The 25,751-nt window shown below is 45.2% G+C and carries 19 protein-coding genes; 13 read left to right on the forward strand and 6 right to left on the reverse strand.

Annotated elements, in window-relative coordinates:
• Positions 1-235: 235 nt before the first annotated feature.
• Positions 236-1,093: a glutathione-dependent disulfide-bond oxidoreductase gene (gene yghU, locus A136_RS05270; RefSeq protein ID WP_017064768.1), complete on the reverse strand. Its 858-nt coding sequence runs from the start codon at positions 1,091-1,093 to the stop codon at positions 236-238.
• Between the two features lie 284 nt (positions 1,094-1,377).
• Here yghU and A136_RS05275 point away from each other — a divergent pair, with 284 nt between their 5' ends.
• Entirely contained in the window at positions 1,378-1,722 is a 345-nt protein-coding gene (locus A136_RS05275; RefSeq protein WP_017064769.1) for a YajD family HNH nuclease, read from the forward strand.
• Positions 1,723-1,902: 180 nt separating this feature from the next.
• Here the strand turns inward: A136_RS05275 and A136_RS05280 are convergent, their stop codons facing one another.
• On the reverse strand, positions 1,903-2,283 hold the full coding sequence (locus tag A136_RS05280) for a hypothetical protein (RefSeq protein WP_017064770.1): 381 nt from the start codon (positions 2,281-2,283) through the stop codon (positions 1,903-1,905).
• A 594-nt stretch (positions 2,284-2,877) separates the two neighbouring features.
• Between A136_RS05280 and A136_RS05285 the strand changes: the two genes are divergently transcribed.
• From A136_RS05285 to A136_RS05295, 3 genes are all read left to right on the forward strand, one after another.
• A complete protein-coding gene (locus tag A136_RS05285) occupies positions 2,878-4,116 on the forward strand; it encodes an L-lactate MFS transporter (protein ID WP_017064771.1) in 1,239 nt (412 codons plus the stop codon).
• Between the two features lie 57 nt (positions 4,117-4,173).
• Positions 4,174-5,838 (forward strand): VRR-NUC domain-containing protein, encoded by a 1,665-nt coding sequence (locus A136_RS05290; protein ID WP_017064772.1) that lies wholly within the window; start codon positions 4,174-4,176, stop codon positions 5,836-5,838.
• A 229-nt stretch (positions 5,839-6,067) separates the two neighbouring features.
• Complete coding sequence (locus A136_RS05295) at positions 6,068-8,422, forward strand: fatty acid cis/trans isomerase (RefSeq protein ID WP_017064773.1); 2,355 nt, start codon at positions 6,068-6,070, stop codon at positions 8,420-8,422.
• A 101-nt stretch (positions 8,423-8,523) separates the two neighbouring features.
• On the opposite strand, the gene A136_RS05300 is transcribed toward A136_RS05295, so the two are convergent.
• Positions 8,524-9,462 carry a LysR family transcriptional regulator gene (locus A136_RS05300; protein WP_017064774.1) on the reverse strand — a complete coding sequence of 313 codons (939 nt, stop codon included), beginning with the start codon at positions 9,460-9,462 and terminating at the stop codon, positions 8,524-8,526.
• A 93-nt stretch (positions 9,463-9,555) separates the two neighbouring features.
• Here A136_RS05300 and A136_RS05305 point away from each other — a divergent pair, with 93 nt between their 5' ends.
• From A136_RS05305 to A136_RS05315, 3 genes are read left to right on the forward strand one after another with little or no spacing between them, the layout of a single operon-like run.
• Entirely contained in the window at positions 9,556-10,881 is a 1,326-nt protein-coding gene (locus tag A136_RS05305; protein WP_017064775.1) for a cytosine permease, read from the forward strand.
• A 5-nt stretch (positions 10,882-10,886) separates the two neighbouring features.
• Positions 10,887-12,011 carry a DUF917 domain-containing protein gene (locus A136_RS05310; protein WP_017064776.1) on the forward strand — a complete coding sequence of 375 codons (1,125 nt, stop codon included), beginning with the start codon at positions 10,887-10,889 and terminating at the stop codon, positions 12,009-12,011.
• 4 nt (positions 12,012-12,015) lie between these two features.
• Positions 12,016-13,596, forward strand: a complete 1,581-nt coding sequence (locus A136_RS05315; protein WP_017064777.1) for a hydantoinase/oxoprolinase N-terminal domain-containing protein — start codon at positions 12,016-12,018, stop codon at positions 13,594-13,596.
• Positions 13,597-13,731: 135 nt separating this feature from the next.
• Here A136_RS05315 and torS read toward each other — a convergent pair whose 3' ends face one another.
• Positions 13,732-16,737, reverse strand: a complete 3,006-nt coding sequence (gene torS / locus A136_RS05320; RefSeq protein ID WP_017060885.1) for a TMAO reductase system sensor histidine kinase/response regulator TorS — start codon at positions 16,735-16,737, stop codon at positions 13,732-13,734.
• A gap of 92 nt (positions 16,738-16,829) precedes the next feature.
• Between torS and torT the strand changes: the two genes are divergently transcribed.
• Together torT and A136_RS05330 are read left to right on the forward strand one after the other, a co-directional pair.
• Positions 16,830-17,858: a TMAO reductase system periplasmic protein TorT gene (gene torT / locus A136_RS05325; RefSeq protein WP_029235253.1), complete on the forward strand. Its 1,029-nt coding sequence runs from the start codon at positions 16,830-16,832 to the stop codon at positions 17,856-17,858.
• Positions 17,859-17,918: 60 nt separating this feature from the next.
• Complete coding sequence (locus tag A136_RS05330; RefSeq protein ID WP_017064778.1) at positions 17,919-18,374, forward strand: methylglyoxal synthase; 456 nt, start codon at positions 17,919-17,921, stop codon at positions 18,372-18,374.
• A 117-nt stretch (positions 18,375-18,491) separates the two neighbouring features.
• Here A136_RS05330 and A136_RS05335 read toward each other — a convergent pair whose 3' ends face one another.
• A complete protein-coding gene (locus A136_RS05335; protein WP_017060889.1) occupies positions 18,492-18,842 on the reverse strand; it encodes a VOC family protein in 351 nt (116 codons plus the stop codon).
• A gap of 87 nt (positions 18,843-18,929) precedes the next feature.
• Complete coding sequence (helD, locus tag A136_RS05340) at positions 18,930-21,005, reverse strand: DNA helicase IV (protein WP_017064779.1); 2,076 nt, start codon at positions 21,003-21,005, stop codon at positions 18,930-18,932.
• Positions 21,006-21,182: 177 nt separating this feature from the next.
• Here helD and yccS point away from each other — a divergent pair, with 177 nt between their 5' ends.
• The 4 genes from yccS to A136_RS05360 all read left to right on the forward strand — a co-directional run bounded on the left by yccS (position 21,183) and on the right by A136_RS05360 (position 25,750).
• Positions 21,183-23,366 (forward strand): YccS family putative transporter, encoded by a 2,184-nt coding sequence (gene yccS / locus A136_RS05345; protein ID WP_017060891.1) that lies wholly within the window; start codon positions 21,183-21,185, stop codon positions 23,364-23,366.
• Between the two features lie 332 nt (positions 23,367-23,698).
• Positions 23,699-23,884 (forward strand): hypothetical protein, encoded by a 186-nt coding sequence (locus A136_RS05350; protein ID WP_017064780.1) that lies wholly within the window; start codon positions 23,699-23,701, stop codon positions 23,882-23,884.
• A gap of 121 nt (positions 23,885-24,005) precedes the next feature.
• Positions 24,006-24,326 carry a hypothetical protein gene (locus tag A136_RS05355; protein WP_017064781.1) on the forward strand — a complete coding sequence of 107 codons (321 nt, stop codon included), beginning with the start codon at positions 24,006-24,008 and terminating at the stop codon, positions 24,324-24,326.
• Positions 24,327-24,487: 161 nt separating this feature from the next.
• The gene (locus tag A136_RS05360) at positions 24,488-25,750 is read left to right on the forward strand and encodes a hydroxymethylglutaryl-CoA reductase (protein WP_029235254.1); all 1,263 of its coding nucleotides are present in this window, start codon (positions 24,488-24,490) and stop codon (positions 25,748-25,750) included.
• The last annotated feature ends 1 nt before the right edge of the window (position 25,751 follow it).

Below are 25,751 nucleotides of genomic sequence, written 5' to 3' on the forward strand. Positions count from 1 at the left end.
CTTATAGATTTACTCCACCTCGATGACTATTGTTTTTTGTCTTAACCACAAAGACCATTACTCATAAGCGATTGAATAAGAAAAAATGATAATTGAGACTCTCATTCCAATTACAAAACCTCTCCCTACCTTAAAACGGAAAAACGCCATATCTCGATTGAGATATGGCGTTTCAATTAGCCATTAACATTAAGACCGATAGGGTATATCTGCCAAAAACACGTTCAAAAAAGAACTAAGGCTTAAGCTTTAAAACTCGGTCAATGTCTTCTGCAGAATGGCGCTCTGGTACTTGCTCCCACTCTTCGCCAAATGAACGGTTAACCACTCGGCCGCGTTGGAAGCCTTCGCGCGCTTCTAGTTGCTTCGCCCAGCGCACAACGTTGGTGTATGACTCAACTTGTAGAAACTCGGCCGCATCGTAAATTTTGCCTAGCACAAGGTTACCATACCAAGGCCAAATCGCGATATCAGCGATGCTTAACTCGTCACCCGCCACAAATGTGTTATTTGCGAGCTGTTTGTCTAACACATCTAGTTGACGCTTAGCTTCCATTGCGAAGCGGTTAATTGGGTACTCTTGCTTTTCATCCGCGTAAGCGTAGAAGTGGCCGAAACCACCGCCTAGGAATGGTGCCGAGCCTTGTGCCCAGAACAACCAGTTAATGGTTTGCGTTCTTGCTGCCCCTTCTTTTGGTAAGAAGTGACCAAATTTTTCTGCTAGATGCATCAAGATAGATGCCGATTCGAATACATTCACGTCTTCGTCACCAGACTTGTCGACAAGTGCTGGTATTTTGGAGTTTGGATTCACGCCAACAAAGCCAGAAGAGAACTGATCAGCCTCGCCGATGTTGATCAAGTACGCATCATATTCAGCTTCTTTAACACCCGCCGCTAACAACTCTTCAAGCAAGATAGTGACTTTTTGACCGTTAGGTGTGCCAAGAGAATACAATTGAAAAGCATGGTCACCAACAGGAAGCTCTTTATCAAAGCGAGCTCCAGATTCAGGACTATTGATGTTTGCCCACTTGTTACCACCAGCAGTATCGTTAACCCAAACTTTTGGCGGAGTGTATTGTTCTGACATGATATTTCCTTATTAATATAGGGTCTCACAAACTGATATTAGGTCACATGCCTGCGGTTAAAACCCCTGAATACGATTTATTTTCAAACTGTTAAGCATGGCTTATTCCAGAAAGACATAACCCGCTTAAGCGTTAGTGTGTAGAAGGTAAGTCTGTATTCAAACTTCAATCTAATATCGATAAGTCCACTGCATCATTTAGCAATGATTTTACGAACGACATACCGACAGCTTCAAGAAAGCTGTGATAAAATCGGGATATTACAATTGATAAGGATTTGGCAATGTCTTCTGATTTCACAGGTTCGAGTGCAGCGTATGCTCGCCAAGAGAAAGGCTACCGCGAAAAAGCACTAAAACTGTACCCTTGGGTTTGTGGTAAATGTGCGCGCGAATTTGTTTACTCAAACCTCGGAGAGCTTACCGTTCACCACGTGGATCACGACCATACAAACAACCCTGAAGATGGCAGCAACTGGGAGCTACTGTGCCTGTACTGTCACGATCATGAGCATTCAAAATACACTGACCATGAGCGTTATGGTGTGGATGCAAAAGCGAGTTTAGATGATCATCAGTCAGCGACACACAACCCGTTCGCCGATCTCGCTAAGATGATGAAGAAATAACACACCTTCAGAGTAGTCTTTGGTAGATGGTAACTGCTAGATAATAGATACATAACAAGTAACCCCAGTATGTCACCATACTGGGGTTTCTTTTATCTGCCGTCATAACCAAATAATAGAGTTCAGGTAGGCAGGATCAAAAAAGCCTTCCGAAGAAGGCTTTTTAAGAATCAAATCGAATTATGCTGCCGCTTGCTTGCGAGACTCTTCTACCTTCTTAGCGCGTTGTTTTAGCGTCAATTTATCGCGGTATGCAAACCAAACGTAAGACACAACCACTAAGAAGAACAGGTATGACAATGAGAAAATGAACGGCGATTGAATGATATCGTTCGAGATACCCCAAGAAACACCGATAACAGTCACTGCAATTTTCGCAAAAAAGCCACACATCAATAGCACTAATGCCAACTGTGGGAAACGCGTACTGCGGAATGCAAGCCAGTAGCAACTACCAACTGCTAGAGCCGCAACATAGAAGCCGAATAGGAAAGAGTGAATATGGTCAGCTGCCGCTACACCACCAGAAATTGACATCAATAAAATTAAAAACAGTTTCATAATACTCGCCTCACCATAAGTTGGAAACGCATCCTTTCAAATTTGGAATCTCAGTTTGCATACTATTTTCCCACTTTTTACGGACAACACAACCCCTCCAATCGAACAAAATGTAAGCAAAAGTACTAACAAAAATCACCCTTAACAATTGCTTAACATTCTGTTTTTAATAAAACTCCGTTACTCCTTGTCTCATATGAACAAAGCGCTGTTACGATTTATTTTGTTACACAAATTTAACCTTGGAAATTAATTAAAATTATTTGTAACTCTGTGATATCCGCACGCAATACGCGTCTATTCAAAAACCATCACCTCAAAATCCCTGAAATAATAAGAAGACAGAGCGAAAAAGAACAAAATAGAGAGGTGTTAAAAACATTTCAAAAACCAATGAAAAACAACTTATTAACAAATTGAATTTAATTTACCAAAAATGGAAAAAGAGATTCCAATCACATTTTAATTGGTTATAATCCGCGCTCTTTTGCGCTATCTGTTGATAAACGCAAACTAATTTTGAAGAAACAATCACAATAACCCGTCTTTAGTTAAGTGGCTCTCCACTAACCGATGACAAAACTGAGAATAAAAATGAGCAAGATTGATAAAGCAACACGTATCCTGCTAGCAGGCTTCTGTATCAACCTTTGTCTTGGCATCTTGTATGCTTGGAGTGTATTTAACAAAGCGCTAGTAACTGAAGCTGGTTGGAGTGCTGCTGAAGCATCTTCACCTTACGCTATTGCAACTATCACATTCTCTGTTTGTCTTCTTGTTGCGGGCATCCTACAAGACCGTATGGGTCCACGTAAGATCCTTATCCTAGGTACAGCGCTTACAGGCCTAGGTATGATTGCTTCTGGTTTCGCTACAACGCCTATGATGCTGAACATCACGTTCGGTATTATAACAGGTGCAGGTATCGGCTTCGGTTACGCATGTCTGTCTCCATCAGCAATGAAGTGGTTCCACTCTTCTAAGAAAGGTATGGTTAACGGTCTTATCGCAGCAGGCTTCGGTCTTGCGGCTATTTACCTAGCACCAGTAACTTCTGCGCTAATCGACAGCATGGGTATCCAAACTAGCTTTATGATTCTTGGTGTTGGTGTACTTGCAATCGCAGTACCTCTAGCAGCAACAATCAACAACCCACCAGCGGATTACACGCCAGCTGAGCCTAAAGTAAAAGCAGGCCAAGCTCCTAAAGCGGTTAAGAAGACTGAAGACCTAACTTGGAAAGTAATGCTGAAGACTCCTCAGTTCTACTCTCTATGGATCATGTACGCATTCGCTGCATCTGTTGGTCTAATGATCATCGGTAACATCACTACAATTGCTAGCGTTCAAGCTAACCTGCCAAACGCAGTTTACCTAGCGTCTATCCTTGCAGTATTCAACTCAGGCGGCCGTGTTGCTGCAGGTATGCTTGCAGATAAAATCGGTGGCGTACGTACTCTACTTCTAGCGTTCATCCTTCAAGGCGCGAACATGGCTCTATTCGCTACGTTCAACTCTGAATTCACGCTAATCATTGGTACGGCTATCGCAGCGGTTGGTTACGGTACGCTTCTAGCAGTATTCCCAACACTAACTGCTGAGTTCTACGGCCTGAAAAACTACGGTACTAACTACGGCGTGCTTTACACGGCATGGGGTATCGGCGGCGCTATCGGTGCAGCAGTTGTTGGCTTCTCAATGTCAAACGGCGAAGGTTACGTCCTAGCTTACACAATCTCTGCAGTTATGATGGCAGTGTGTATTGTTCTAGCAATCATCACTAAACCAATCTCTGAAGCTAAAGTTGCTGAACTAAAAGCATCACAAGCTTAATCAACAGAAAAGATTGAATTTGTTACTGAAGAGCTTAACCTTAGGGTTAGGCTCTTTTTGTATCAAGCGACTTCTCCATTGACGACCGAAACCACTCTTCAGCTCTCCCCCACTTATTATCTCGACAACTTCAATCGACTGGTTGAACACGCTCAAACGCTCTACCCCGATCTTCTGAGTGATGATGAATGTCGTTGGTTGTCCGCATACAAACGTCTTTCTGTTTCAAGCCAATGCCTGATGGTTCGTTTGCTTTCTCGTAAAGGCCGTTGGTTTCGCAGCGATAAACTCAACTATGTTGAGATCCCAGATCTAAAGACCGTACTGCAAGAGCTAAACAGCTCAGGCTTCATTGGGTTAAGTCATCCCGAAGAACAGCATGACCTCGCCATTAGTGAGGTCGAGCTCGGGTTGCACTTGCTCACCAAACCAGAGCTGTTGAGTGTATTCCCCGCCCTTAAGAGCCATAGAAATGCCAAGAAAGACGAGCTGTTGTTACGGCTTGATCAGCAACCTTTTGATCAATTTCAAAACCTCTCTTTCGACTGTATTTACGTCATCGAATCTCAAGTGATTGATGTATTACTGTTGCTGTTCTTTGCCAACACCTATCAAGACTTAAGTCAGTTCGTGTTAAGCGACCTTGGGCTAAACACCTTTGAGAACTACCCATTAAGCAAGCAACGCCGCTTCTTCACCTCTAGGGATCAGCTCAATCAATTAATCCAGATGCGCGATATTCAACGCTTGTATTCAGAAGGTGACCGCAAAGATGGCGAGTTTCTGGAACTGATTTTAAATGCGATTTCTGAAGAATCAGAACACAGAAGTATTGCCAGAAAACGATCGCGTTTGATCAATGATGTTGCTCGCGATCTTGAAAGGCTTAATCTAAACGACCAAGCAATCTTTTGGTTCAGACAATCTACACTTCCTCCGAGCAGAGAACGACTTGCACGCATCTATGATAAGCAAGGTACGCTAGACTTAATGTGTGACATTGTCACGCAAATGAAAGCTACTCCATCGGATGTGTCAGAGTTGGAAATCGCTATTAAGCTTGAAGACCGGCTGCTACGGAAACAGGGGCACAAAGTTTCACGAACCATAAAGCCGAGCTGCAAAGAGTTAAAACTGGAATTAGACCTCAGCCAAACTCGAGTCGAGCTTGCGGTAAAGCAGCATTTTGAGAACCAAGGTTGGGACGTCTATTTTTCAGAAAACAGTTTTCTGTGTGGCTTGTTTGGTTTGGCTTTCTGGGATGTCATTTTCGCAGACGTTGAAGGCGCCTTTATCAATCGTTACCAACATCGACCATTGGATCTGTACCATTCAGATTTCGTAGACAAGCGAGCCGAACAGATTGAAGCCGTGTTTCAGACGATATCCAAACATGGGCTGAACCATTTTCTTGATACTTATGATGAAAAGCAAGGTATCGCGAACCCCTTTGTTCATTGGAATTATTTTCCTAAGGCACTCATCGAACATGGCATGGCTTCAATTCCAAATGCCTTGGTTGTAGACCTCTTCAAAGTGATATTGAGTGACTTAAAGCTATTTAGAACTGGGATGCCGGATTTGATTGCGTTTAAGGGCGATGAGTTTCATTGGATTGAAGTCAAAGGCCCTGGCGATAAACTGCAAGACAACCAGTGGCGCTGGATCAAAGAGTTTGAGCGATTGTCTGTCCCCTTCTCTGTTTGTTACGTCAATCAATGAGTCTTAGCTCTTAACTCTTAACTCTTAACTCTTAACTCTTAACTGCTAGCTTTTAGCTCTTGGGACTTAAATCTAGCTAAGTCTAAACACCAATTTCTGAGCACTAGCGAGTCACGCGCATCGACAAGTCACTCGTCCCATCAAGATCTTGTCTACAAAATTGTTAGAACATGAGCATTTTCAATCATTTTCGATATAATTATAGAAAATGCCTAATATTTAAATACGTATGAATTTGAAAAAACTCTTCATTTTAGCTTTTGTTAGCGTCTTCTCAGGTTGTGCCGTCTACGCGGGTTTAAACTTCGACGAACTGTTTGGTGAACAACAAGTACGCGATCGCCAAGCACCTATTCTTTCAGCTCAAGCGCAGCACTTCATTGACGAAGTAAAGCCCATCATTGATAACCGATGCGTGGTTTGTCACGCTTGTTATGACGCCCCTTGCCAACTCAAAATGTCTTCAGTGGAAGGTATAGACCGAGGCGCGAGCAAGGCACTCGTTTATCAAGGCACCCGCTTAACGGCATCAGCCCCTACTCGCTTGTTTGAAGATGCGTTAACCACGCAAGAGTGGCGCGATGCGGATTTTCATCCAGTCCTCAATGAGCGTATGCAGAACTCAACGGCTAACCTCGATGCTGGTCTTGTTTCTCGTATGTTGATCCAGAAAGAGAATCACCCTCTGCCCGATCAAACCCAGCTTGAAGGTTTCGACTTTTCAATCGATCGCGACCAACAGTGCCCAACCATTGAAGAATACGCTCAATACGAGAGAGATTACCCAACTTGGGGAATGCCTTATGGGATGCCAAACTTAGACAAAACCGAATACGCGACTTTAATGAGTTGGTTGGAAAATGGCGCGTTAATGAACGACCACATTCCATTGACTGATGCAGAACAAGAGCTCGTTAATGTCTACGAAAGCTTTTTAAACAAGAGCGACAATAAGAGTCAACTTTCAGCACGTTATATCTACGAGCACCTGTTTTTATCTCATGTCTATTTTTCTGATTTAGCTCAACCAACGCGTTTCTTTACTGTTGTTCGCTCTGCAACACCACCAGGTGAAGCGGTACAACGCATCACGACTCGTCGCCCTTATGACGATCCAAAAGTAGACAGTGTTTACTACCGTCTGATTCCAGAACAAGGCACTATCGTCGACAAAACGCACATGCCTTTCGCACTTAATAAAGAGCGTCTACAAAAGTGGAATACCTGGTTTGTCGACGTAAATTACGAAGTAAAACAACTACCTAGTTACGACATCGATGTTTCAGCAAACCCAATGACATCATTTGAAGCGCTGCCAGTAAACTCGCGCTTCAACTTCATGTTAGATAACGCGCAAAACACCATCATGGCCTACATCAAAGGACCTGTGTGTCGTGGTCAACTTGCCTTGAACGTAATTAACGACCGTTTTTGGGTTTTCTTCATCGACCCAGAGAAAGCCGATGTTCCGGAAATCAACGCCTTCTACGCAAGTCAAAAGAAAAATTTAAAGCTACCTAGCGAACTAAAAAGTAACACCGTACCTGTGACCAACTGGGTAAGATACGCAAAGCAACAAGCGCAATACCTAAACGCGAAATCAGACTTCACTAACCAATGGTTCGAGAGTGGCGTCCACCTAGACACTGGCATCATTTGGGATGGCGATGGCATCAACCCGAATGCTGCTCTCACCGTCTTTAGGCACTTCGATAGCGCCTCTGTTGTACAAGGGTTAGTTGGCACGCAACCTAAGACTGCGTGGATTCTTGATTATGCTCTTCTAGAGCGTATTCATTATCTTCTCGTTGCAGGCTTCGATGTTTACGGCAACTTTGGCCACCAGCTGATTACACGCATGTTCATGGACTTCTTGCGTCTTGAAGGTGAGAGTAACTTCTTAAGCCTTCTTCCTAAAGACGTTCGTCACATTGAACACTCTAGTTGGTACCAGAACCAAAGCGCACAACTGAGTGACTATTTGCAGCGAAACATTGCACCTTTTGATCAGCCGACCAGCGTGGTTTACAAAACGGCGGATCCGAAACACGAACTGCTTGATATGATCAAAGATAAGCTCGCACCTGTTCTCGATAATCGCTTTGAGATTGTTGAAACAGGTTTTGGTAGGAAGAATGAAGCACTGCTTAACCAAGTGAATTTGATAAAGGGCGAAGGCCTGCGTCATGTGCCTCAATTAGTGATGATCATGATTGAAGGCGAAAACGGCGAAGAGCAACTGTTCACCATGATTCACAATAACGCGCACAGCAACATTTCTAGCTTGTTTAATGAAGAAGGTAACCGTGATTACGCCAATGATGACCTTACCCTCGTACGAGGCGTTGTCGGTAGCTACCCTGCGGCTTACCTATCATTAACCGAGAGCGAGATTCCTACTCTGGTTAAAACGCTGCAAAACTTAAGCACTGAAGAAGACTACGTGGCGCTGCTGGATAAGTTTGCGGTACGACGCAGTTCTAGCGAGTTCTGGCCATTCAGTGATCGCGTGCATCGTTGGTATCAACAAGACCAACCGATCGAGTTCGGATTGTTGGATTACAACCGCTTCGAGAACCGTTAGTTTTCACTCATAAAGCATAAAAGCAAAAATCCTCTGTCTTGGCAGAGGATTTTTTGTATATGAGAAAGTATCTTAAGTGCTATTGAGAAGCGACGAGTTCTCTATATTGAATCCAATGCTTCCGGTTGGTGTAGCTCATCAAAAAACGCACGCGCGGCGGGGGAAAGGGAATCTACAGGTTGCTTCAACACCACATAAAACTGACTCTTAAGGCTCCACTTCTCGGGCTGAAGCGGAATCAAGGCTTGGTCATAATGGCCACGGTCGATTAAATGAGACGGTAAAAAACTCAGGTGTGTGCCCGCCAAGGTTAAAATTACACCCGACTCGACATGCCAGCCATCAAAAGGCTTTACGGAATCGTACTGCTCAATATTCAGTAATCGGAACATCTCATCTTTGGCATAGCCGCCCATGTTGATACGACAGCCATCCAATGAGAAATCCTTGTCCATGATCTTCTCAGCCAGATCCTTACGCGCATACAGATAACTGTGCTCTTCAAACAGTGGGTATTTATGTTGAAACGCTGATTTTTGATGTGACCCTAGAACCACTATCATCATATCAATCTGGTTCTTTGCTAACTTCTCATTCAACTGGGTGAAATCCCCGACATCAACACTCACCTCAACACTGTTACTGCGTTGGTAAAACGTCTCGATCGCTTTGGGAAGTGGGTTATAAGGCAAAGTGACGGTGTTATCCAAACATCCAATTCGCACATGCCCAGAGAGTTCCGTCTGTACACCTCGTAACTTATAAGCGAAGTCGGTTAAGGTCGATTTTAGTTGGTTCGCATATTTATACACTTGCTCACCTTCATGAGTCAGCTTAAAACCACGTCGACCACGTTGGCATAATGTTAATTCTAAGCTTTTTTCCAAGGCAATAAGCTGATTACTCAGCACTGGTTGACTAATCCCAGTGCTTGCGACCGCCTGATTGATGCCTCCTTGTTCAACAATTTCACAAAAAAGCTCTAATCTACGTAGGTCTCTTTTATCTAACTTATTGTTTGGATTCACTTTGCCACTCACATTTGTTTTTTGTTATGTTTACATCTGATTATATTCATTTATTAACAATAAATACATCAGTATGCTTTATTCACACTTATGGAATAACAATGCATGGATGGCACTATGGCGGCAGAAGCTTACGTGAATAAACCCGAAGCAACACACAGCCACAAAAAGATAGATGACTTCGAGTTGGAACCCGTTCCCGAGAAGGCCAAACGATCTTGGTGGGTCATCAGCCTTATTTGGTTGGCAATCGGCATCGACATTTCGGGACTGTTTCTCGGCTCGATTCTAAGCAGCGGTATTGGTTTTGAAGACGCACTGCTTGCCACGTTTATTGGTTCAGGCTTATTGGCGATCATCGCGATGCTGTGTGCCAACATTGGCTTTCAAGCTGGCGTGTCTACCCCGCTGGTGAGCAGCGCGGTATTTGGCCGTAACGGCGGTAAAATTCTTGGCTTCATCAACGGCATCTCATTAGTCGGCTGGTTCGCATTCCAGGCTGATTTCTTCGCTTTCATCATGGTCGATGCACTGGCGAAATACGACATCATAATTTCACACCTCACCGCTCTTATTGGCGGCAGTGTGTTAATGATGATGACGGCTATCTATGGCGTTCGTGCTTTAGGCAAACTCAGTACCTATTCTGTTCCATTGATGGTGACGTTGATTACCATCGGTTTGTTTATGGCTGCTGATTATCAAGGTGGCGCAGCGCCATCGATTGAAGATCCTTTGACGCTTGGCCAAGCCATCTCTTTTGTTATGTCTATCTGGATTCTAGCTGCGGTTGCTGCACCTGATATTGCTCGCTACGCCAAAACACGCCGTGATGCGATTTTAGGAGCGGGTATCGGTTTCCTCGTCGGCAACAGTGCCATCATTCTTATCGCATTGATCTTGACCAAAATGACCGGCACCGACGACCTAGTCGAAGTCTTCTTCACCCTAGGTTTAGGCATGGCGGCCATTATAGTACTGGTATTCGCACAATGGACCACCAACAGTAGCAACCTAACCTCTGGCGGCTTATGCATGTCGATGGTTCTACCTAAGATTCCGCGCCCTGTTCTGGTTGTGATCATGACCATCGTCGGCATTGGTATCGCACAACTCGGCATGGTGAACAAGTTTACCGACTTCTTAATGCTACTCAGCGTAACCATTGCGCCTGCTGCGGGTGTCTACATCGTTCAATATTATGTTTTAGATTCGACAAAAATGAGCTTTGAGAACATCCAACAAGTTCCAGCTTGGATGTTTAAAGGCTTGGCTTCTTGGGCATTTGGTACTGCATTCAGCGCTTGTACTGCACCAGAGTTTTTCAATCTGTTTTCGTTCACCAGCATCTCGGCGTTAGACGGCATTCTTGCCGCTGGTGTGATTTACCTCGCCCTAATGAAGCTTTCTCCTTCAAGTGATAAGGAATAGTAGTTGTGATTATTACTGAACAAATGATTGATGATATCGCGCTGGGTGCGACGGTATTAGGTACTGGCGGCGGCGGTGACCCATACAGCGGTGCCTTGATGGCGAAAGTAGCCATTGCAACGGCAAAGCACCCTGTACGCATGATTCCTTTAGAAGACGTGCAAGACGATTGGATGACAGTGCCCTCTTCAATGATTGGCGCACCAACAGTCGCAGTAGAGAAACTCAATTCGAAAGATCAAATGTTGATTGCTTTCGAAGCGATGGAAAAAGCGCTCGGCACTGAAGTAGCGGCAACGTTTCCTATCGAAGTAGGCGGCTTCAATTCATTGATTCCAATTCTCGTTGCAGCACAAAAGAACATTCCTGTGATCGATTGTGATGCGATGGGACGTGCGTTCCCAGAAGCTCAGATGGTGACCTTCTTTCTTGATGGTCTCCCTTCGGCACCGAACACATTGGCCGATGAGCGTGGCAATGTCGTCACGCTTTATCCGATTGACGGTATTTGGTCTGAAAAGTTTGCGAGGCCGATTACCGAACAGATGGGTGGCTCTGCAGCAATGTGCGATTACCCAATGAACGGTAAGAACCTAAAACGCAGTGCACTGCCTGCGACACTGACCCAAGCAATGAAGATTGGTGAAGCGATTAGACTGGCGAACGACAACAATAAAAGTGGCACACAGGCCGTATTAGACATTGTCGGCGGCCATACCATCATCAGTGGCAAGATTGTTGATATTCAACGTGAAACCGATGGTGGTTTTGCAACAGGTGGTGTCGTGATTGAAAAGCTGGCTCAGTTTGAAGATACCGGCGTCGATAACGTGTTTGTGCAGTTCCAAAACGAATTACTTCTCGCGCACAAAGGTACAAGCCGCGCAGACATGAGCCAAGATAACCTGCTGGCATCAACACCGGATCTTATTTCGATCTTGGATCATGAAACGGGTAAGCCAATCACAACCGAACAACTTCGTTACGGGCAGCGCATCGACCTTATCGCTTACCCTTGCGACCCCAAATGGCGCACTGACAAAGGTATTGAAGTCGCGGGCCCGGGTTACTTTGGCTACACCGTCGAGTATCAAACCATTGAACAACTAAAGTCTGCATTGAAGAGGTAGTCGCATGACAAACATTACGCTTGATTACTGCCGTTTGGGCATTGACGTAGGTGGCACCAATACCGACGGTGTGCTGCTCGACGCAGACTTAAATGTGATTGCCAAAGTAAAAACCGCAACCACACATGATGTTTCAACAGGGATCGACAACGCGATTTCTGCGCTATTAAACCAAGCAAACATTGATGGTCAGCAAGTGAAACACGCGATGCTTGGCACGACTCAATGCACCAACGCAATCGTTGAACGAAAAGGCTTAGACAGAGTCGGCATGATTCGCTTAGCGCTTCCCAGTGGTGATAGCGTCCCGCCCCTTTGTGGTTGGAGTGAAGCGTGGCAAAACCTGCTTGGTCAGCACTTCTACCAAGCACACGGCGGCTATGAATATGACGGCCAGTTGATTGCCGACATTCAAGAGTCTGAGATCCGCGAGCTCTGCCAGAAAATGAAAGGCCAAGTGGATTCCATTGCTATCTGCGGAGTGTTCTCTCCCGTCAACGGCGACCAGGAGCTTCAAGCAGCAGAATGGATTCAACAAGAACTTCCGGGCGTGAACCTATCGTTATCCCATAAAGTGGGCAGTTTAGGGCTTTTAGAGCGTGAGAACGCCACTATCCTCAATGCGGCTCTGCAAGGGACAGCAAAACGATTCGTTGACGGCTTTTGCAGTGCACTCATCAATCATGAAATCCACACCACGCCTTATTTCGGTCAGAACGACGGAACATTGATGTCACAGCAGTTCGCATTGATGTACCCGATTCTTACCGTGGCTTGTGGGCCAACAAACTCGATTCGTGGAGCGAGTCACTTAACTAAGTTAAAAGACGCGATTGTGGTCGATGTGGGCGGCACTACGTCTGATATCGGCGTACTGACTCACGGCTACCCAAGAGAATCGAGCTTAGCAGTAGAAATCGGTGAAGTGAGAACCAACTTCCGTATGCCTGATATTTTGGCGTTAGCCATTGGTGGTGGTACCAAGGTTCGCTTTGAACAGCAGCGTATAGAGCTAGGCCCAGAAAGTGTTGGCCATACCTTGACGCAAACGGCGCGTAGCTTTGGTGGTGATGAACTTACGCTCACCGATATTGCACTCAAAACAGGACAAATGCAGTGGCAGGCAGAACATCAACTGAGTGATGAGATTGGTGTTTCAGCCGAACAAGCAAGCAAGATTTATCAACAAATGGTCACGGATGTTGAAGAAGGCATCGATAAGATGAAGACCTCTGCGGCGAGTGTACCCGTAATCATGGTTGGTGGTGGTAGTGCCCTATTCCCAGATCATTTTGAAGGTGTGAGCCAAGTGGTTCGTCCTGAGCACTTTGAAGTGGCTAATGCGATTGGTGTTGCGTTGGGTGAAATATCAGGTCAATTCGATAAGATCGTACCAATTGACCCAGCATCACGTGAAGAGACCTTAAAGGGCTTGGAAGCGCAATCAAAGCAACTGGCGATTGAAGCTGGCGCATGCAGCGATAATGTCGCGATCATTGAACGCAGCGAGATTCCATTAAGCTACCTACAAGGCAATATGGTTCACGTTAAGATCAAAGCTGCTGGACATATCAAGATGGCTTAGAGCCGTTCCTTGAAAGCCTTACTTAGATTCTTATTCGACAATAAAAAAGCAGGTCACTTCTTCATATTAAAACGGAGAAATAGCCTGCTTTTTGTTTTCTGTTCTTATTTTGGGGCTTTCCGCCCAATAGCCACTCTATAGTTGCTCTCGGAGCGCTGCTAACGAGTCTTTCACCAATTCAGGTAATGAGTCTGCATTATCGCGATATTGAAGTAATGGATCCTCGCTCGCTTCAATGCTCTGGCATAAAGCAAACAGTGCAGATAATCCTAGGCTGCCGGCAGACCCTTTCAGTTTATGAGCTAAAGACTTAATTTCACGAGCGTTGTCAGCGGCACTTGCCACAATCAGTTCATCGAGAGTGACTTGGCTGCTTTGGTCAAACAACCCAACAATCTGCACTATTTTTTCTCGACCGAGAATGGCCAAGTCGTCTTTGATAATCTTAGGGTTAATCATCTGCACAATCGGTTCTCCTTGATTATGTTCCGCGTCTTGGTTTGCTCGTTGTGTCGAGCTTGCAAATGCCAATGCTGATAAGTCTAGCTCGGTTTCCTGAGGTTTAGAGTTTAGCTGACAGCAAACAGCATCTGACGGATCCGGCTGAGGCAGCAACAGCGTGTGACCGTCCAACTGCTCAACAATCAATTCCGATAATGCTTCCTTCTCTAACGGCTTAGGTAAGAATCCATCAAAGCCAGACGACAAATAGCTTTCCACTTCTTCGTTAAACACATGAGCCGATACTGCGATCATTGGGGGTACTTTTCGAATTACGTCTTCTTCACTTTTATGCTGAAGCGCATCGTCTTTGAGTTGTTGAATTAACTCGACGCCATCGCAGTCGGGTAAGTTAATGTCCACCAGCGCAATATCGAACTCTTGCTCACTGAATATGGCTCTCGCTTCTTGTCCGGTTGTCGCAATCACAACCTCGTGCCCCAAGTTATGCAAGAAGCCTTCAGCAACGATGCAGTTTACGGGGTTATCTTCAATCAGAAGTACTTTAGCTCGAATACACGCTTCAATGACCGGTACTTTCGTTTCTATCTTCTCACCGGCTTCAAGTGGCAGTGAGAACCAAAACTGGCTACCCTCGCCTTCTTCAGAATGAACGCCAATATCCCCGTTCATTGCCAACATGATGCTTTTACTGATCGCTAATCCAAGCCCTGTGCCGCCGGTTTTGTTGCGACCGCTATCGGTTTGGGTAAAGGCATCAAACAGACAAGCTTGTTCGCTAGCATCAATACCGACACCTGTATCTGACACTTCAAACATCACTCGATTTTCATCTTCGATATCTAAGCTGATAAAGATATCGACCGAGCCACTTTCCGTAAACTTAATCGCGTTACCGACCAAATTATTCAAGATTTGGCTGATTCGCGTTACGTCACCACGCCAATAGCGTTGCACATCACTTTCAATATGGAAATCAAAGTTCAGCTTCTTCTCAGCGGCACGCCCTTCCATCAATTGGTAGGTATCTTGAACCATCTGATGAAGATCAAACGAAGCAGTGCGGATTTCTAAATGCCCTGCTTCAATCTTTGAGTAATCCAACACGTCATTCAAAATCGCGAGTAGGTTCTTACCGCTGCGGTTAATGATGTCTGCATAGCCGGATTGCAGCGGGTCTAACCCGGTATCTTTGAGCAATCTTGCAGTACCTAATACACCGTTCATCGGCGTTCGTATTTCATGACTCATCGTCGCAAGGAAAGCGGATTTTGCGCGGCTTGCTTGTTCTGCGGCGTTACGAGCCTTAGCGTGGTTCCCTACCTCGATGTTCAGCTTCTCATTGGTCTTTTGCAGCTGGTAGGTTCGGTCTGTGACCAACTCTTCTAAGTGTTCTTTGTGCTCTTCAAGTTCGCGTTTCGCCTTTGCTTCACCCACCGCAACCACTTGTAGCGCCTGCGCGGTGTTTCTGGCAGTGATGATCGCCTCGCCCATATGAGCCAGCTCATCATTACCCTTTACCGAGATATCAATATTCAGGCGACCTTGTGCGATAGACATCAAGGCCGATGAGTATTCAGTAAGACGTTTAACAACCGAGATATACACCACTCGCCACACGATAAATGCAACGATAACCAAACCAATAACCGAAATCACAGACAGTGACCATTGAGCCAAATTCAACGTGCTGGTCAGCTCATCAACCGCTTTTTTGGTACTGCGGTTTGAATCATCAACCAGTTGGTTAACCGTTGTATTCAGCTGAGAGAACAGCTCCAACGTATTTTGCATCAGAAACTCTGACTTTTTGGTGTTCTCATATTGTTCTAATGAAATATCGAACACGACTTGGCGTTTTCTGAGCTCTTCTAGAAGCTGAGACATCTGCGCTGAACGAGTAGGATCTTCGACCGCTTTAACGCGGCGCGCCATGATTCTTAGGTTGGATTCAAATTCTGATTGGATTTGATGAATACGCTCTACGTTGGTAACGGTTTGCGTTTCTTCAATTTGGTTAAGCATTTTGAACGCCAGCAAATGCAATTCGTGTAGGCGCTCAGACAAATCAAGGTCAACCTCTACAAGCGCATCTAAGGCTTGGTAGGCTTTATCCGTTTCTTTGGTTTCTAGCAGGTCATAGATATGCGTGACGTTAGCAACCGCAATGGTAGCCGTGTTCAAAACTTGGGTTCGCGTCAACTGCTCTAGCTCTTCGGCCAATAGGCGCATCTCTTCGACACGAGACGACAACTCTTTGCTTAACCAAAGCTTACGCTCAACCGACACACCCAACTCAGCCAGTGTGTTAATAACGCTTTGAACATTGTTTTCGAGTTTATTGAGGAGCTGAGAATCGAAACTGTCGACACCAAGCTCTTTGATATGTTGAAGAAGCGACTCAAGTTGGTCAAACAGTACGGTGCCAGCCTCTTTTCTTTCGGCCTCGTTTCTCGCATTAGAAAGTGTTTGTACTGACGAAATAATACGGTTACTCAACTCAGAAACCTGACGAGCTTCGATCATGGCAGGAAGCGCCGAATCAACGACGTTTCTTTCCGTTTTGGCTACAAAGCTAAAACCAGAAACACCGATCAATGCAGACAATAGAACCAACAGTGCCATCACTAAGAATGAGGCCAGCAGCTTGCGTCCAATACTCGCTGAAGCTAACAACATAAACTCTAAACCTTAAAACGTTCTTCTTTACCCATGCAGAATACGCTATATTTTGCAGTGTTTCTTATCTAAAACCAACAAAACGGCAATTCATGCTATCTAGACCTTTCGCTTCAATAATTCTTCTCTCACTACTGGCCTCAGTAACTACTGTCGCAGGTGCTAGTGAGCCTTTGAGCCCAATAAAGCCCGCCAATGCCACATCACAAAAAGAGAAAATCTGTGCCATTTATCCGCACCTCAAAGACTCTTATTGGTTGTCGGTAAACTATGGAATGATCTCTGAAGCAGAAAAGCAGCAAGTTGAGCTAAGAGTATTGGAAGCTGGCGGTTACCCCAACGTGGCCAAACAAGCCTCGCAACTGGTGCTTTGCACGCAATGGGGAGCCGATGCCATTATTTTAGGTACGGTTTCACCCGATGCGTATCATGACAATCTCAGCGATTGGGTTGGCTCGACGCCTGTGTTTGCTACGGTAAATGAGTTAACCGTCAATGAAGAACAACAGAAGGTATTAAAAGGTACGGTCGGTGTCGATTGGTACCAAATGGGATACCAAGTCGGAGATTTTTTGTCGAAACGACACCCGAAAGGATCAGGCGAAACACCTATCGCCCTGTTACTTGGTCCACAAGCAAGTGGCGGCACTAAGCCTGTGGCACTGGGGTTTTATGATGCGATCAAGTCGAGTGATATCAAAATCGCGATCAGCTATTGGGCAGATAACGATAAAGAACTGCAAAGAAACCTAGTACAACAGGTGATCGAGGAGCCGGATATCCAATATATAGTCGGAAGTGCCGTCGCGATTGAAGCAGCGATCAGTGAGCTACGAGCGGCCGATAAAACCGAAGAGATTGGGTTAATTTCGAGTTACTTAAGTCACGGAACCTACCGTGGTTTACTTCGTAACAAGGTACTTTTTGCGCCAACCGATAAAATGGTTGAGCAAGGTCGCTTGTCGGTAAAACAAGCCACGAGTTACTTACGCGGTCAACCTTACGAGCAACACAGCGCACCGATTATCGAAGCGCTGACACCTGCAACTCTCAAAGATCAAATTATCGCCGACTCATTGTCACCTTCTGAGTTTCGTCCGGTATTCAGTGTGAATCCATAGTGCTATATTGGCTGAAGAACTCAAAACAATAAAAACGAAACAACAATTTAGGGAACATTCATGCAAAAAACAACGCGCACTATGCCAACACACAAGCATATCGCTTTGGTCGCTCATGACCACTTCAAACCTGAGCTACTAAGATGGGTCAAAGAGAACAAAGAAAAACTACAAAAGCACTTCCTTTACGCAACGGGCACGACTGGTTCTCTACTCAGTAAAGAGACAGGCTTAGCAATCAAGAGCATGATCAGCGGTCCAATGGGCGGCGACCAACAACTTGGCGCGCTTATCTCTGAAGGCAAAATCGATATGCTGATTTTCTTCTGGGATCCGCTTAATGCTGTACCACATGACCCAGACGTAAAAGCACTGCTTCGTATCGCAAGTGTTTGGAACATTCCTGTGGCAACTAACCGCGCTACCGCTAACTTCCTGTTTAACTCTTCATTGCTTGAAGAAGAAGTAATCATCGAAATCCCAGACTACGAAGCGTATCTAGCAGAGCGCACGTAATCGCACGTTAAATGTGATCTCTACTGAACAGACTAAAAAGCCCGCATTTTATCGCAGGCTTTTTTATGTCTCGTTTCAGACATTAAACAGTTCAATCATAAACAGTGTAGTGAGTCTCTACTTATCACTCCACACTGCCATCTCGTTGCCACTTGGCTCTCTGAAATGGAAACGTCTGCCACCGGGAAAGCTAAAGATCTCACGGTTTATCTGACCACCAGCATCAATCACATCGCGCTCAGTTTGCTCAAGATCTTGGCTATAGAAAACCATCAGTGCCGCGCCATTATCCGTATTCGACGCCAGATCCGCCAAATAGAAGCCGCCCATTAAGCCTTTGCCTTCAAAAGCAGAATACTCAGGGCCATAGTCTTCAAAGCTCCAACCAAACACTTGGCTGAAAAACGCCTTAGTTGCTGAGATGTCTTTCGCAGCAAATTCAATGTAGTTAATAGAGCCGTGTTCCATAGCAAATTCCTTATGCTTTATGCGTCTGACTTGTGATATTAGGGCAGGGATTGAAGATCTAATTTTAGACAATCAAGTCAAGTAACATCACTTTTTACGAACAACTGGGTAATCAGAACCATGCAGCTCCTGCACAAAGCCAGAGCCGTCGCCACTGTGCGTGATCCATACTTTCTCTTTTGCCCGCGTCATTGCTACATAGAATAAACGACGCTCTTCAGCATAAGGGAACGCGTCTGATGATTCAGTCAATGCGCCATCAATATGCAGCTGTTTCTTCTTGGTCGGGAACTGTCCTTCGTCAACACAAAGAATAATGACAAAGTCCGCCTCTTTACCTTTACTGCCGTGGCAAGTCATGAACTTGATATCAATGGAAGTGAAGATCTTCTTCCAGTCTTCCAACAACTCTGGCTTGTGGTAATGATTACGTCCAAGTAGCAGCACCGATTTATTGGTTTTGCCTTTGGATTGACGGTTCAGTTGATCAAGAATCTTCTCAACTTCTTTACTTGGCGCACTGTACACCGCCTTCTGCTTCTGTTGCTTGAAGCTGTTCAGTTCTTTCGGAATCTGAATTGGGTTTTCTTGTACAAAGCGATTGGCAACTGCACCTAGCTGATTGTTAAAGCGATAAGTGGTATCTAGGTGATGAATGGTCGAGCTTTCAAAGCGATCCTTAAAGCCCGTGGTCAAATCCACATCCGCACCTGCAAACTGGTAAATCGACTGCCAGTCATCGCCTACTGCAAAAATAGAGGCTTGATGCTCGGCTTTAGACTGATTACACAGTGCTTCAACCAAGGCAAGACGATCAGGTGAGATATCTTGGTATTCATCGATCATGATGAACTTCCAAGGTGAGATAAACTTGCCCTTCTCGACATACTGAGTCGCTCGGCTGATCATGATTGAGAAGTCGATATGATTCTGTTCTTTCAGCTCCTTTTGCCACGCGGTTACACATGGCCAACACAGTGAAAGCTCGCTGTTGAGGCGCGTATAGTCTCGGTGATCAATCAGCTGTTGCTGTACTTCTTTTTTGGTTAAACCCGACGCATTCAACTGTTCTAGCTGCTTTTCAAGCCAACCGATCAATTTGAGGTTTGAAACGTGGCTACCAAGCTCATCGTCACCGGTTAAATAAGCGATTGGCCATTTAGACAAATGCTTTTGCCAACGTTTAAAGTTGGTCGGTGTCATCCAGTGCTTCTTCAACCAATCAATGCACCATGCTTGGCGTTGGTTGTCATCGAGCGCTAAAGGAGAAATAACCACACGTTCGGGTTCAACTTGATTCAGTATCTTTAAACCCAACTGGTGGAAAGTGCTGACTTGCACCTTCTCTGCTGATAAACCAATTTTGCTGTCGAGACGTTGCTTCATCTCTTCTGCCGCTTCACGACCAAAAGCGAGCAATAGCAACTCTTCAGCTTGAGCTTGATGGCTTTGCAGTAAATACGCGACGCGAGCCGTTAGAACACTGGTTTTACCCGAGCCTGCACCCGCTAAAATAAGGTTGTGATCATCATTCATCAACACCGCATATTGCTGCGATAAGTTCAGTGGTGACGACTCACATTGCGCAAACAACACTTCCCAGTTTTTTCGCTCGGTCTCTAGCCATTGCTGGTTTCTTTCAGCTTGCTTGATTTCCGTTTCAGATAACCATGGCTGCATTCTTGCGATGCGGTTTGGCATGCGTTGTGCGGCCTCTTCTAGCGTCATTGTCATACTCTCTAAGCCTGAGTTGACCATATCAACCCAAGTATTGACCTTAGAATGCGGTAGAAAGGCTGGTAATTGCTCAAGACGTGTTAATTCAGCTTCCCACTGAGGTACGTGTTCAGCCAATTGTTCACATTGAGTGTCGTGCCACTTCTGATAAGCACTAACTGACGCGCGTGCAAATTGACGGCATTGATCCCAAGGTAAGCCTTGTACTAACCAACTGCGCTGTGTTCCATCTTGTTGATTAGCAAAAAATTGTAGCGATCCCCAGAACAATCCGCGCTTTATCGCGATCTTGCCACTCCAAATAGTAAATGGGATACGCTCTTCACTGCCTACTGAAGATAACAGCAAGCGTGGACCATCAAGTTCAACCTGATGATATTCATTTTGAATAAAAAACTGTGCAGTCTTGTTAGCGCTTAGCTGCATTGGAGTGTGCTCTTAATTGGGAATATTGAATTTATATCATGATGCAATGAGAATTAATAATATCTCATATCTTATCGACGCTTTCATGACCACCTACGGGCAATTATGGATAAGTATCAAATTCTTGTGCTTGATTTCTGTTAGGATTATGGTTTTTAGTGTGTCAAGTGAGCGACTGTGGACTTTTCAGCCAAATTACGCCTCTATTGGGCGAATAAAACCATAAATTACAGCGTATTAATTCTCATCACTCTGCTCGGCGTGGTGGTGCCTGCTTGGTATTATGGACAAAACACACTGATCACGCCTTTGATCTTAGGCGTTATTGCTGCGGCTCTTGCGGAAAGTGATGACAGCTTTACCGGGCGCTTGAAAGCACTCACGCTGACCTTTATCTGTTTCGCCGTTGCGGCTTTCTCTATTGAGCTTCTCTTCGATACGCCTTGGCTGTTCGCGATCGGGCTTTTTGTTTCAACCTTCTCTTTTATCATTCTCGGGGCAATTGGCCCTAAATACGCGAGTATCGCGTTTGGTTCTCTCTTGGTTGCCATCTATACCATGCTTGGTGCACACGAGAGCACCAACCTTTGGTTTCAACCGCTTCTACTGTTAACTGGCGCCGCTTGGTACTACTTCATGTCGATGATTTGGCAGATAGTGTGGCCAATGCAACCCGTGCAGCAAAACTTAGCCACGGTATTCGATCAAATCGGTAACTACATCGATTCAAAAGCGGAACTCTTCTACCCCGTTTCTGACTTGATTCCCCAGCCACACCGAATCATTGAAGCCAAACTCAACGCGAGTACCGTTAACGCACTCAACATGTGTAAAGCGACGCTGCTTAATCGCTCTAAGCGCGGACACATTGACGGCCCTAGTGACCGATTTCTTAACACCTACTTCATCGCACAAGATATTCATGAACGCGTCAGCTCTAGCCACTATCGCTATCAAGAGCTAGCAAAACACTTTGAGCGCTCTGACGTGTTGTTTAGATTTAAGTATCTACTGGAAGCGCAGGCCACTGCGTGTAAAGAAGTGGCGAGCTCGTTGAAAGTTGGCGCTGAATACCAGCATGGTGACAAGTCTGTATTGGCACTCGATGAGCTGATGTCTTCGCTCAATCATCTGCACCAACAGAATAATCCTAAATGGAAATCACTGCTGAACCAGTTGGATTACTTATTCAATAACCTAGCAACCGTTGAAAAACAGCTCTCGAATATCAGCAACCCAGATGCAGAGAAGATTGAAGAAGGTGTATTGGACGATACCAACCCTCATACTTTGACGGCAATGTGGCACAAGATCAAAGCTAACTTGCACACCGATTCTATGCTATTCCGCCACGCGATTCGCATGGCGATCACTTTGACGCTGGGCTACGGGATTATCCAGGGTTTTGATATCGAACGAGGTTATTGGATTCTACTGACGACACTGTTTGTGTGTCAGCCAAACTACAGTGCAACCCGTCAAAAACTGACGGCGCGTGTCATTGGCACGGTCGCAGGCTTATTGATCGGAGTACCGTTACTGACTTTCTTCCCGTCGCAAGAGAGCCAATTAGTGTTCATTGTGATCAGTGGCGTGATGTTCTTTGCGTTTCGAATCAATAACTACGGGTTTGCGACCGGCTTTATCACACTGCTTGTGCTCTTCTGCTTTAACCAATTAGGTGAAGGCTACGCGGTAGTATTGCCAAGGTTAGCGGATACCTTTATTGGTTGTGCTCTCGCCGTGCTTGCTGTCATTTATGTGTTGCCTGATTGGCAATCGAAGCGACTGCACAAAGTGATGGCGGATGCGCTCGATTCCAACAAGAACTATCTCGCTCAGATCATCGGCCAATACCGTGTCGGTAAGAAAGATAGCCTAAACTATCGTATCGCTCGTCGTAGCGCTCATAATAATGACGCAAACCTGACTGCCGCCATCAGTAGCATGTTGGTTGAACCGGGTAAGTACCGTACCTCTGAAGATGAGAGCTTCCGATTCTTAACACTCAATCATGCTCTGCTTAGCTATATCTCGGCTCTGGGTGCTCACAGAACGCGTATTGATGATGAAGCGACACACAAACTGGTGCTAGATGCGCACAGAGTAATCCACCAGCATCTCGACGCTCTAAATGATCAGCTCTATTCTCATAAAGAGCATTGTGAAGTGAAAAACGCTTATGACCCGGAGCTGGATAAACGTTTGAGTGAATGGCGAGAAGAAGATGAGAATTCTGTCAAAATGGTTCTACAACAGCTCCATTTGATCTATCGCATGCTTCCAGAACTGCATACCTTAGCGACCAAGTTTGCAGTTAAGGTTAAGATCGACAAGTCGTTTGAAACAGAAGCTTCTTGAGCAACAAACAAAATACCGTAAAAACAAAAAGATAACGCCAATTGCTTATCTTTTGATCATAACAAATATTTATACATTGCTTTACCCATACCCCTAATTGGGTAGAGAAATCACTTACCTACCCTTGTGCCACAAGGGTTGAAGGCGTTTTTACATTGTAGGAATTTTCTGACTTTGATTGACCAAGCCTTAACTTTTCCTAACATTTCTCGGACAAAAAACGACCACAGGAATTTATAGTTGTCTTAGTTTCAAGAAACTTCAAACATCATTTAAAATTCACTTAATCTTGTTTGATTTCCTGAATCAGTAGGCTATGCTCTAAAGAGCATATGAATTTGAACAAAGGTCACACTATGAATACACAGCAATTTGAAGCATTTAAGCAGCAAATACAGCTTCTTAGCCCACAACAATTAAAAGCACTTCAGGGTGAGATCGACGGCAACCTTGAAACAGAGAAGCCTTCTTTGCTTACTGATGAAGAGTTAAACGCGCTAAATGACCTGTTCAGTTAATAGACAGACATCACTATTTTAGCTTAAGTTCACATTTTTACCGTAAATTTCATCTGTTCATCATTGCGCTCAAAATATCGTCCGCCTAGACTCATTCCATACGTCAATAAAAGGTTCTGATATGTCGATATCTGGTATTCAATCTGGTTACGCCATTATTCAGCAATCCACCAACATGGCTGAAGAAGCCGCAATCGAGCTCAACCAAGCCTCCAAACACGCTCTAGAATCCGACGACACTTTCGAAGGTAGCGATCTCAGCTTTAATCAAATAGAGCCTGAACAAGCCATTTCCTTTAAAGACAAAGAACCTGAACCTGCTTCATCTTCAACCGATTCCTTGATTAAACTGACACAAAGCGCAAGTTATAACCGCGTTGGTGCAAGTGTGGTTGATCGTCAAAACGAAGTCATCGGTAGCCTTCTCGACATTCATATCTAAATTTCGCTCAAATACAGCCTATATTTCGCGAAACTTCGCTGCTTTTTGCTTCAACAACCACACAAACTGTAACTCATTATATCAGGCGCTTGTTTCTGGTTTATTACTCGGTAGAATCAGCGCAAACCAATTTGCTGCACAAACTTTACTTCATACTATTTATGCCAAAACTAAATCTGCATCGCCGTGACTATGTTTCTATTTTAGGAGGCGACATCTCCGCAGACGAATTAGAAAAAAAGCTTCAGCCTCATTTTGAAAAGCCAGTAAATAAGCTGACACCTAGCCCCTACCTGACAGAAAAGAATCTCACACGTCGCTGGACAGCGCTCGATAATGCAGATTCACAGCAAGAACTGCTCGACCCTCATACACAAAGTCAGTTCCAAGCTTATGAGAAAAACATTGAGCACTTTATTGGCACCGTTAAAGTCCCTGTGGGAATATCTGGCCCTTTAAGAGTCAATGGCCTATTTGCTACGGGCGATTACCTCGTACCACTCGCGACCACAGAAGCTGCGCTTGTCGCGTCTTATAACCGTGGTTCTAAGCTGATTACGGCTTGTGGTGGCGCAAGTGCTATGTTGCTCAATGAAGGCGTAACACGTACTCCTGGCTTTGCATTTCAAGGATTAGTTGAAGCCGGACAGTTTGTGGCTTGGGCTGTGACACAGTATGACCAGTTCAAGATCTTGGCAGAATCAACAACATCACACGGCAAGCTGACCGACATTAATATCAACATCGAAGGTAACCATGTTTACTTGGTGTTCGAATTTCTAACCGGAGACGCTTCTGGTCAGAATATGGTGACCATCGCAACCAATGCCGTGTTTGAGTACATCATCGAAAATACGCCAGTTAAGCCTGACCACGCTTTCCTTGATGGCAACTTGTCAGGCGATAAGAAAGCCAATACCCAAACCTTGCGCAGCGTTCGTGGCAAAAAGGTAACTGCTGAGGTTAATATCCCTGCAGAGCTTGTCGCGAAGTACCTACACACGACACCAGAGAAGATGGTCCAGTTTGGCCAAATGACCACAGTCGGTGGCGCTTTGAGCGGCACTATCGGTATCAACGCCCATTATGCGAATGCACTGGCGGCACTTTACATCGCTTGTGGCCAAGACGCGGCCTGTGTCGCCGAGTCAGCGATTGGTATGACGCGTATGGAACTCAACAAAGAAGGCGGTTTATACGCTAGCGTGACACTGCCTAACCTAATGGTGGGGACTGTCGGCGGTGGTACTGGCTTGCCAAGTCAAAAAGCCTGTTTAGATTTACTTGGGCTGCATGGTAACGGTAAATCACAAGCCCTAGCTGAAGTTTGTGCTGCACTGTGTTTAGCGGGTGAACTATCGATTGTGGGCGCATTTTGCGCAGGCCACTTTTCACGAGCGCACCATAAGCTAGCTCGTAAATAAC

This window comes from Vibrio crassostreae 9ZC13, from assembly GCF_000272045.2.
Lineage (GTDB): Bacteria > Pseudomonadota > Gammaproteobacteria > Enterobacterales > Vibrionaceae > Vibrio > Vibrio crassostreae_C.

What these genes read in the sequence shown, in the direction of transcription:
- yghU (WP_017064768.1), bottom strand. Translation starts at nt 1,093, where the DNA reads ATGTCAGAACAATACACTCCGCCAAAAGTTTGGGTTAACGATACTGCT.
- A136_RS05275 (WP_017064769.1), top strand. Translation starts at nt 1,378, where the DNA reads ATGTCTTCTGATTTCACAGGTTCGAGTGCAGCGTATGCTCGCCAAGAG.
- A136_RS05280 (WP_017064770.1), bottom strand. Translation starts at nt 2,283, where the DNA reads ATGAAACTGTTTTTAATTTTATTGATGTCAATTTCTGGTGGTGTAGCG.
- A136_RS05285 (WP_017064771.1), top strand. Translation starts at nt 2,878, where the DNA reads ATGAGCAAGATTGATAAAGCAACACGTATCCTGCTAGCAGGCTTCTGT.
- A136_RS05295 (WP_017064773.1), top strand. Translation starts at nt 6,068, where the DNA reads ATGAATTTGAAAAAACTCTTCATTTTAGCTTTTGTTAGCGTCTTCTCA.
- A136_RS05305 (WP_017064775.1), top strand. Translation starts at nt 9,556, where the DNA reads ATGGATGGCACTATGGCGGCAGAAGCTTACGTGAATAAACCCGAAGCA.
- A136_RS05315 (WP_017064777.1), top strand. Translation starts at nt 12,016, where the DNA reads ATGACAAACATTACGCTTGATTACTGCCGTTTGGGCATTGACGTAGGT.
- torS (WP_017060885.1), bottom strand. Translation starts at nt 16,737, where the DNA reads ATGTTGTTAGCTTCAGCGAGTATTGGACGCAAGCTGCTGGCCTCATTC.
- torT (WP_029235253.1), top strand. Translation starts at nt 16,830, where the DNA reads ATGCTATCTAGACCTTTCGCTTCAATAATTCTTCTCTCACTACTGGCC.
- A136_RS05330 (WP_017064778.1), top strand. Translation starts at nt 17,919, where the DNA reads ATGCAAAAAACAACGCGCACTATGCCAACACACAAGCATATCGCTTTG.
- A136_RS05335 (WP_017060889.1), bottom strand. Translation starts at nt 18,842, where the DNA reads ATGGAACACGGCTCTATTAACTACATTGAATTTGCTGCGAAAGACATC.
- helD (WP_017064779.1), bottom strand. Translation starts at nt 21,005, where the DNA reads ATGCAGCTAAGCGCTAACAAGACTGCACAGTTTTTTATTCAAAATGAA.
- A136_RS05350 (WP_017064780.1), top strand. Translation starts at nt 23,699, where the DNA reads ATGAATTTGAACAAAGGTCACACTATGAATACACAGCAATTTGAAGCA.
- A136_RS05355 (WP_017064781.1), top strand. Translation starts at nt 24,006, where the DNA reads ATGTCGATATCTGGTATTCAATCTGGTTACGCCATTATTCAGCAATCC.
- A136_RS05360 (WP_029235254.1), top strand. Translation starts at nt 24,488, where the DNA reads ATGCCAAAACTAAATCTGCATCGCCGTGACTATGTTTCTATTTTAGGA.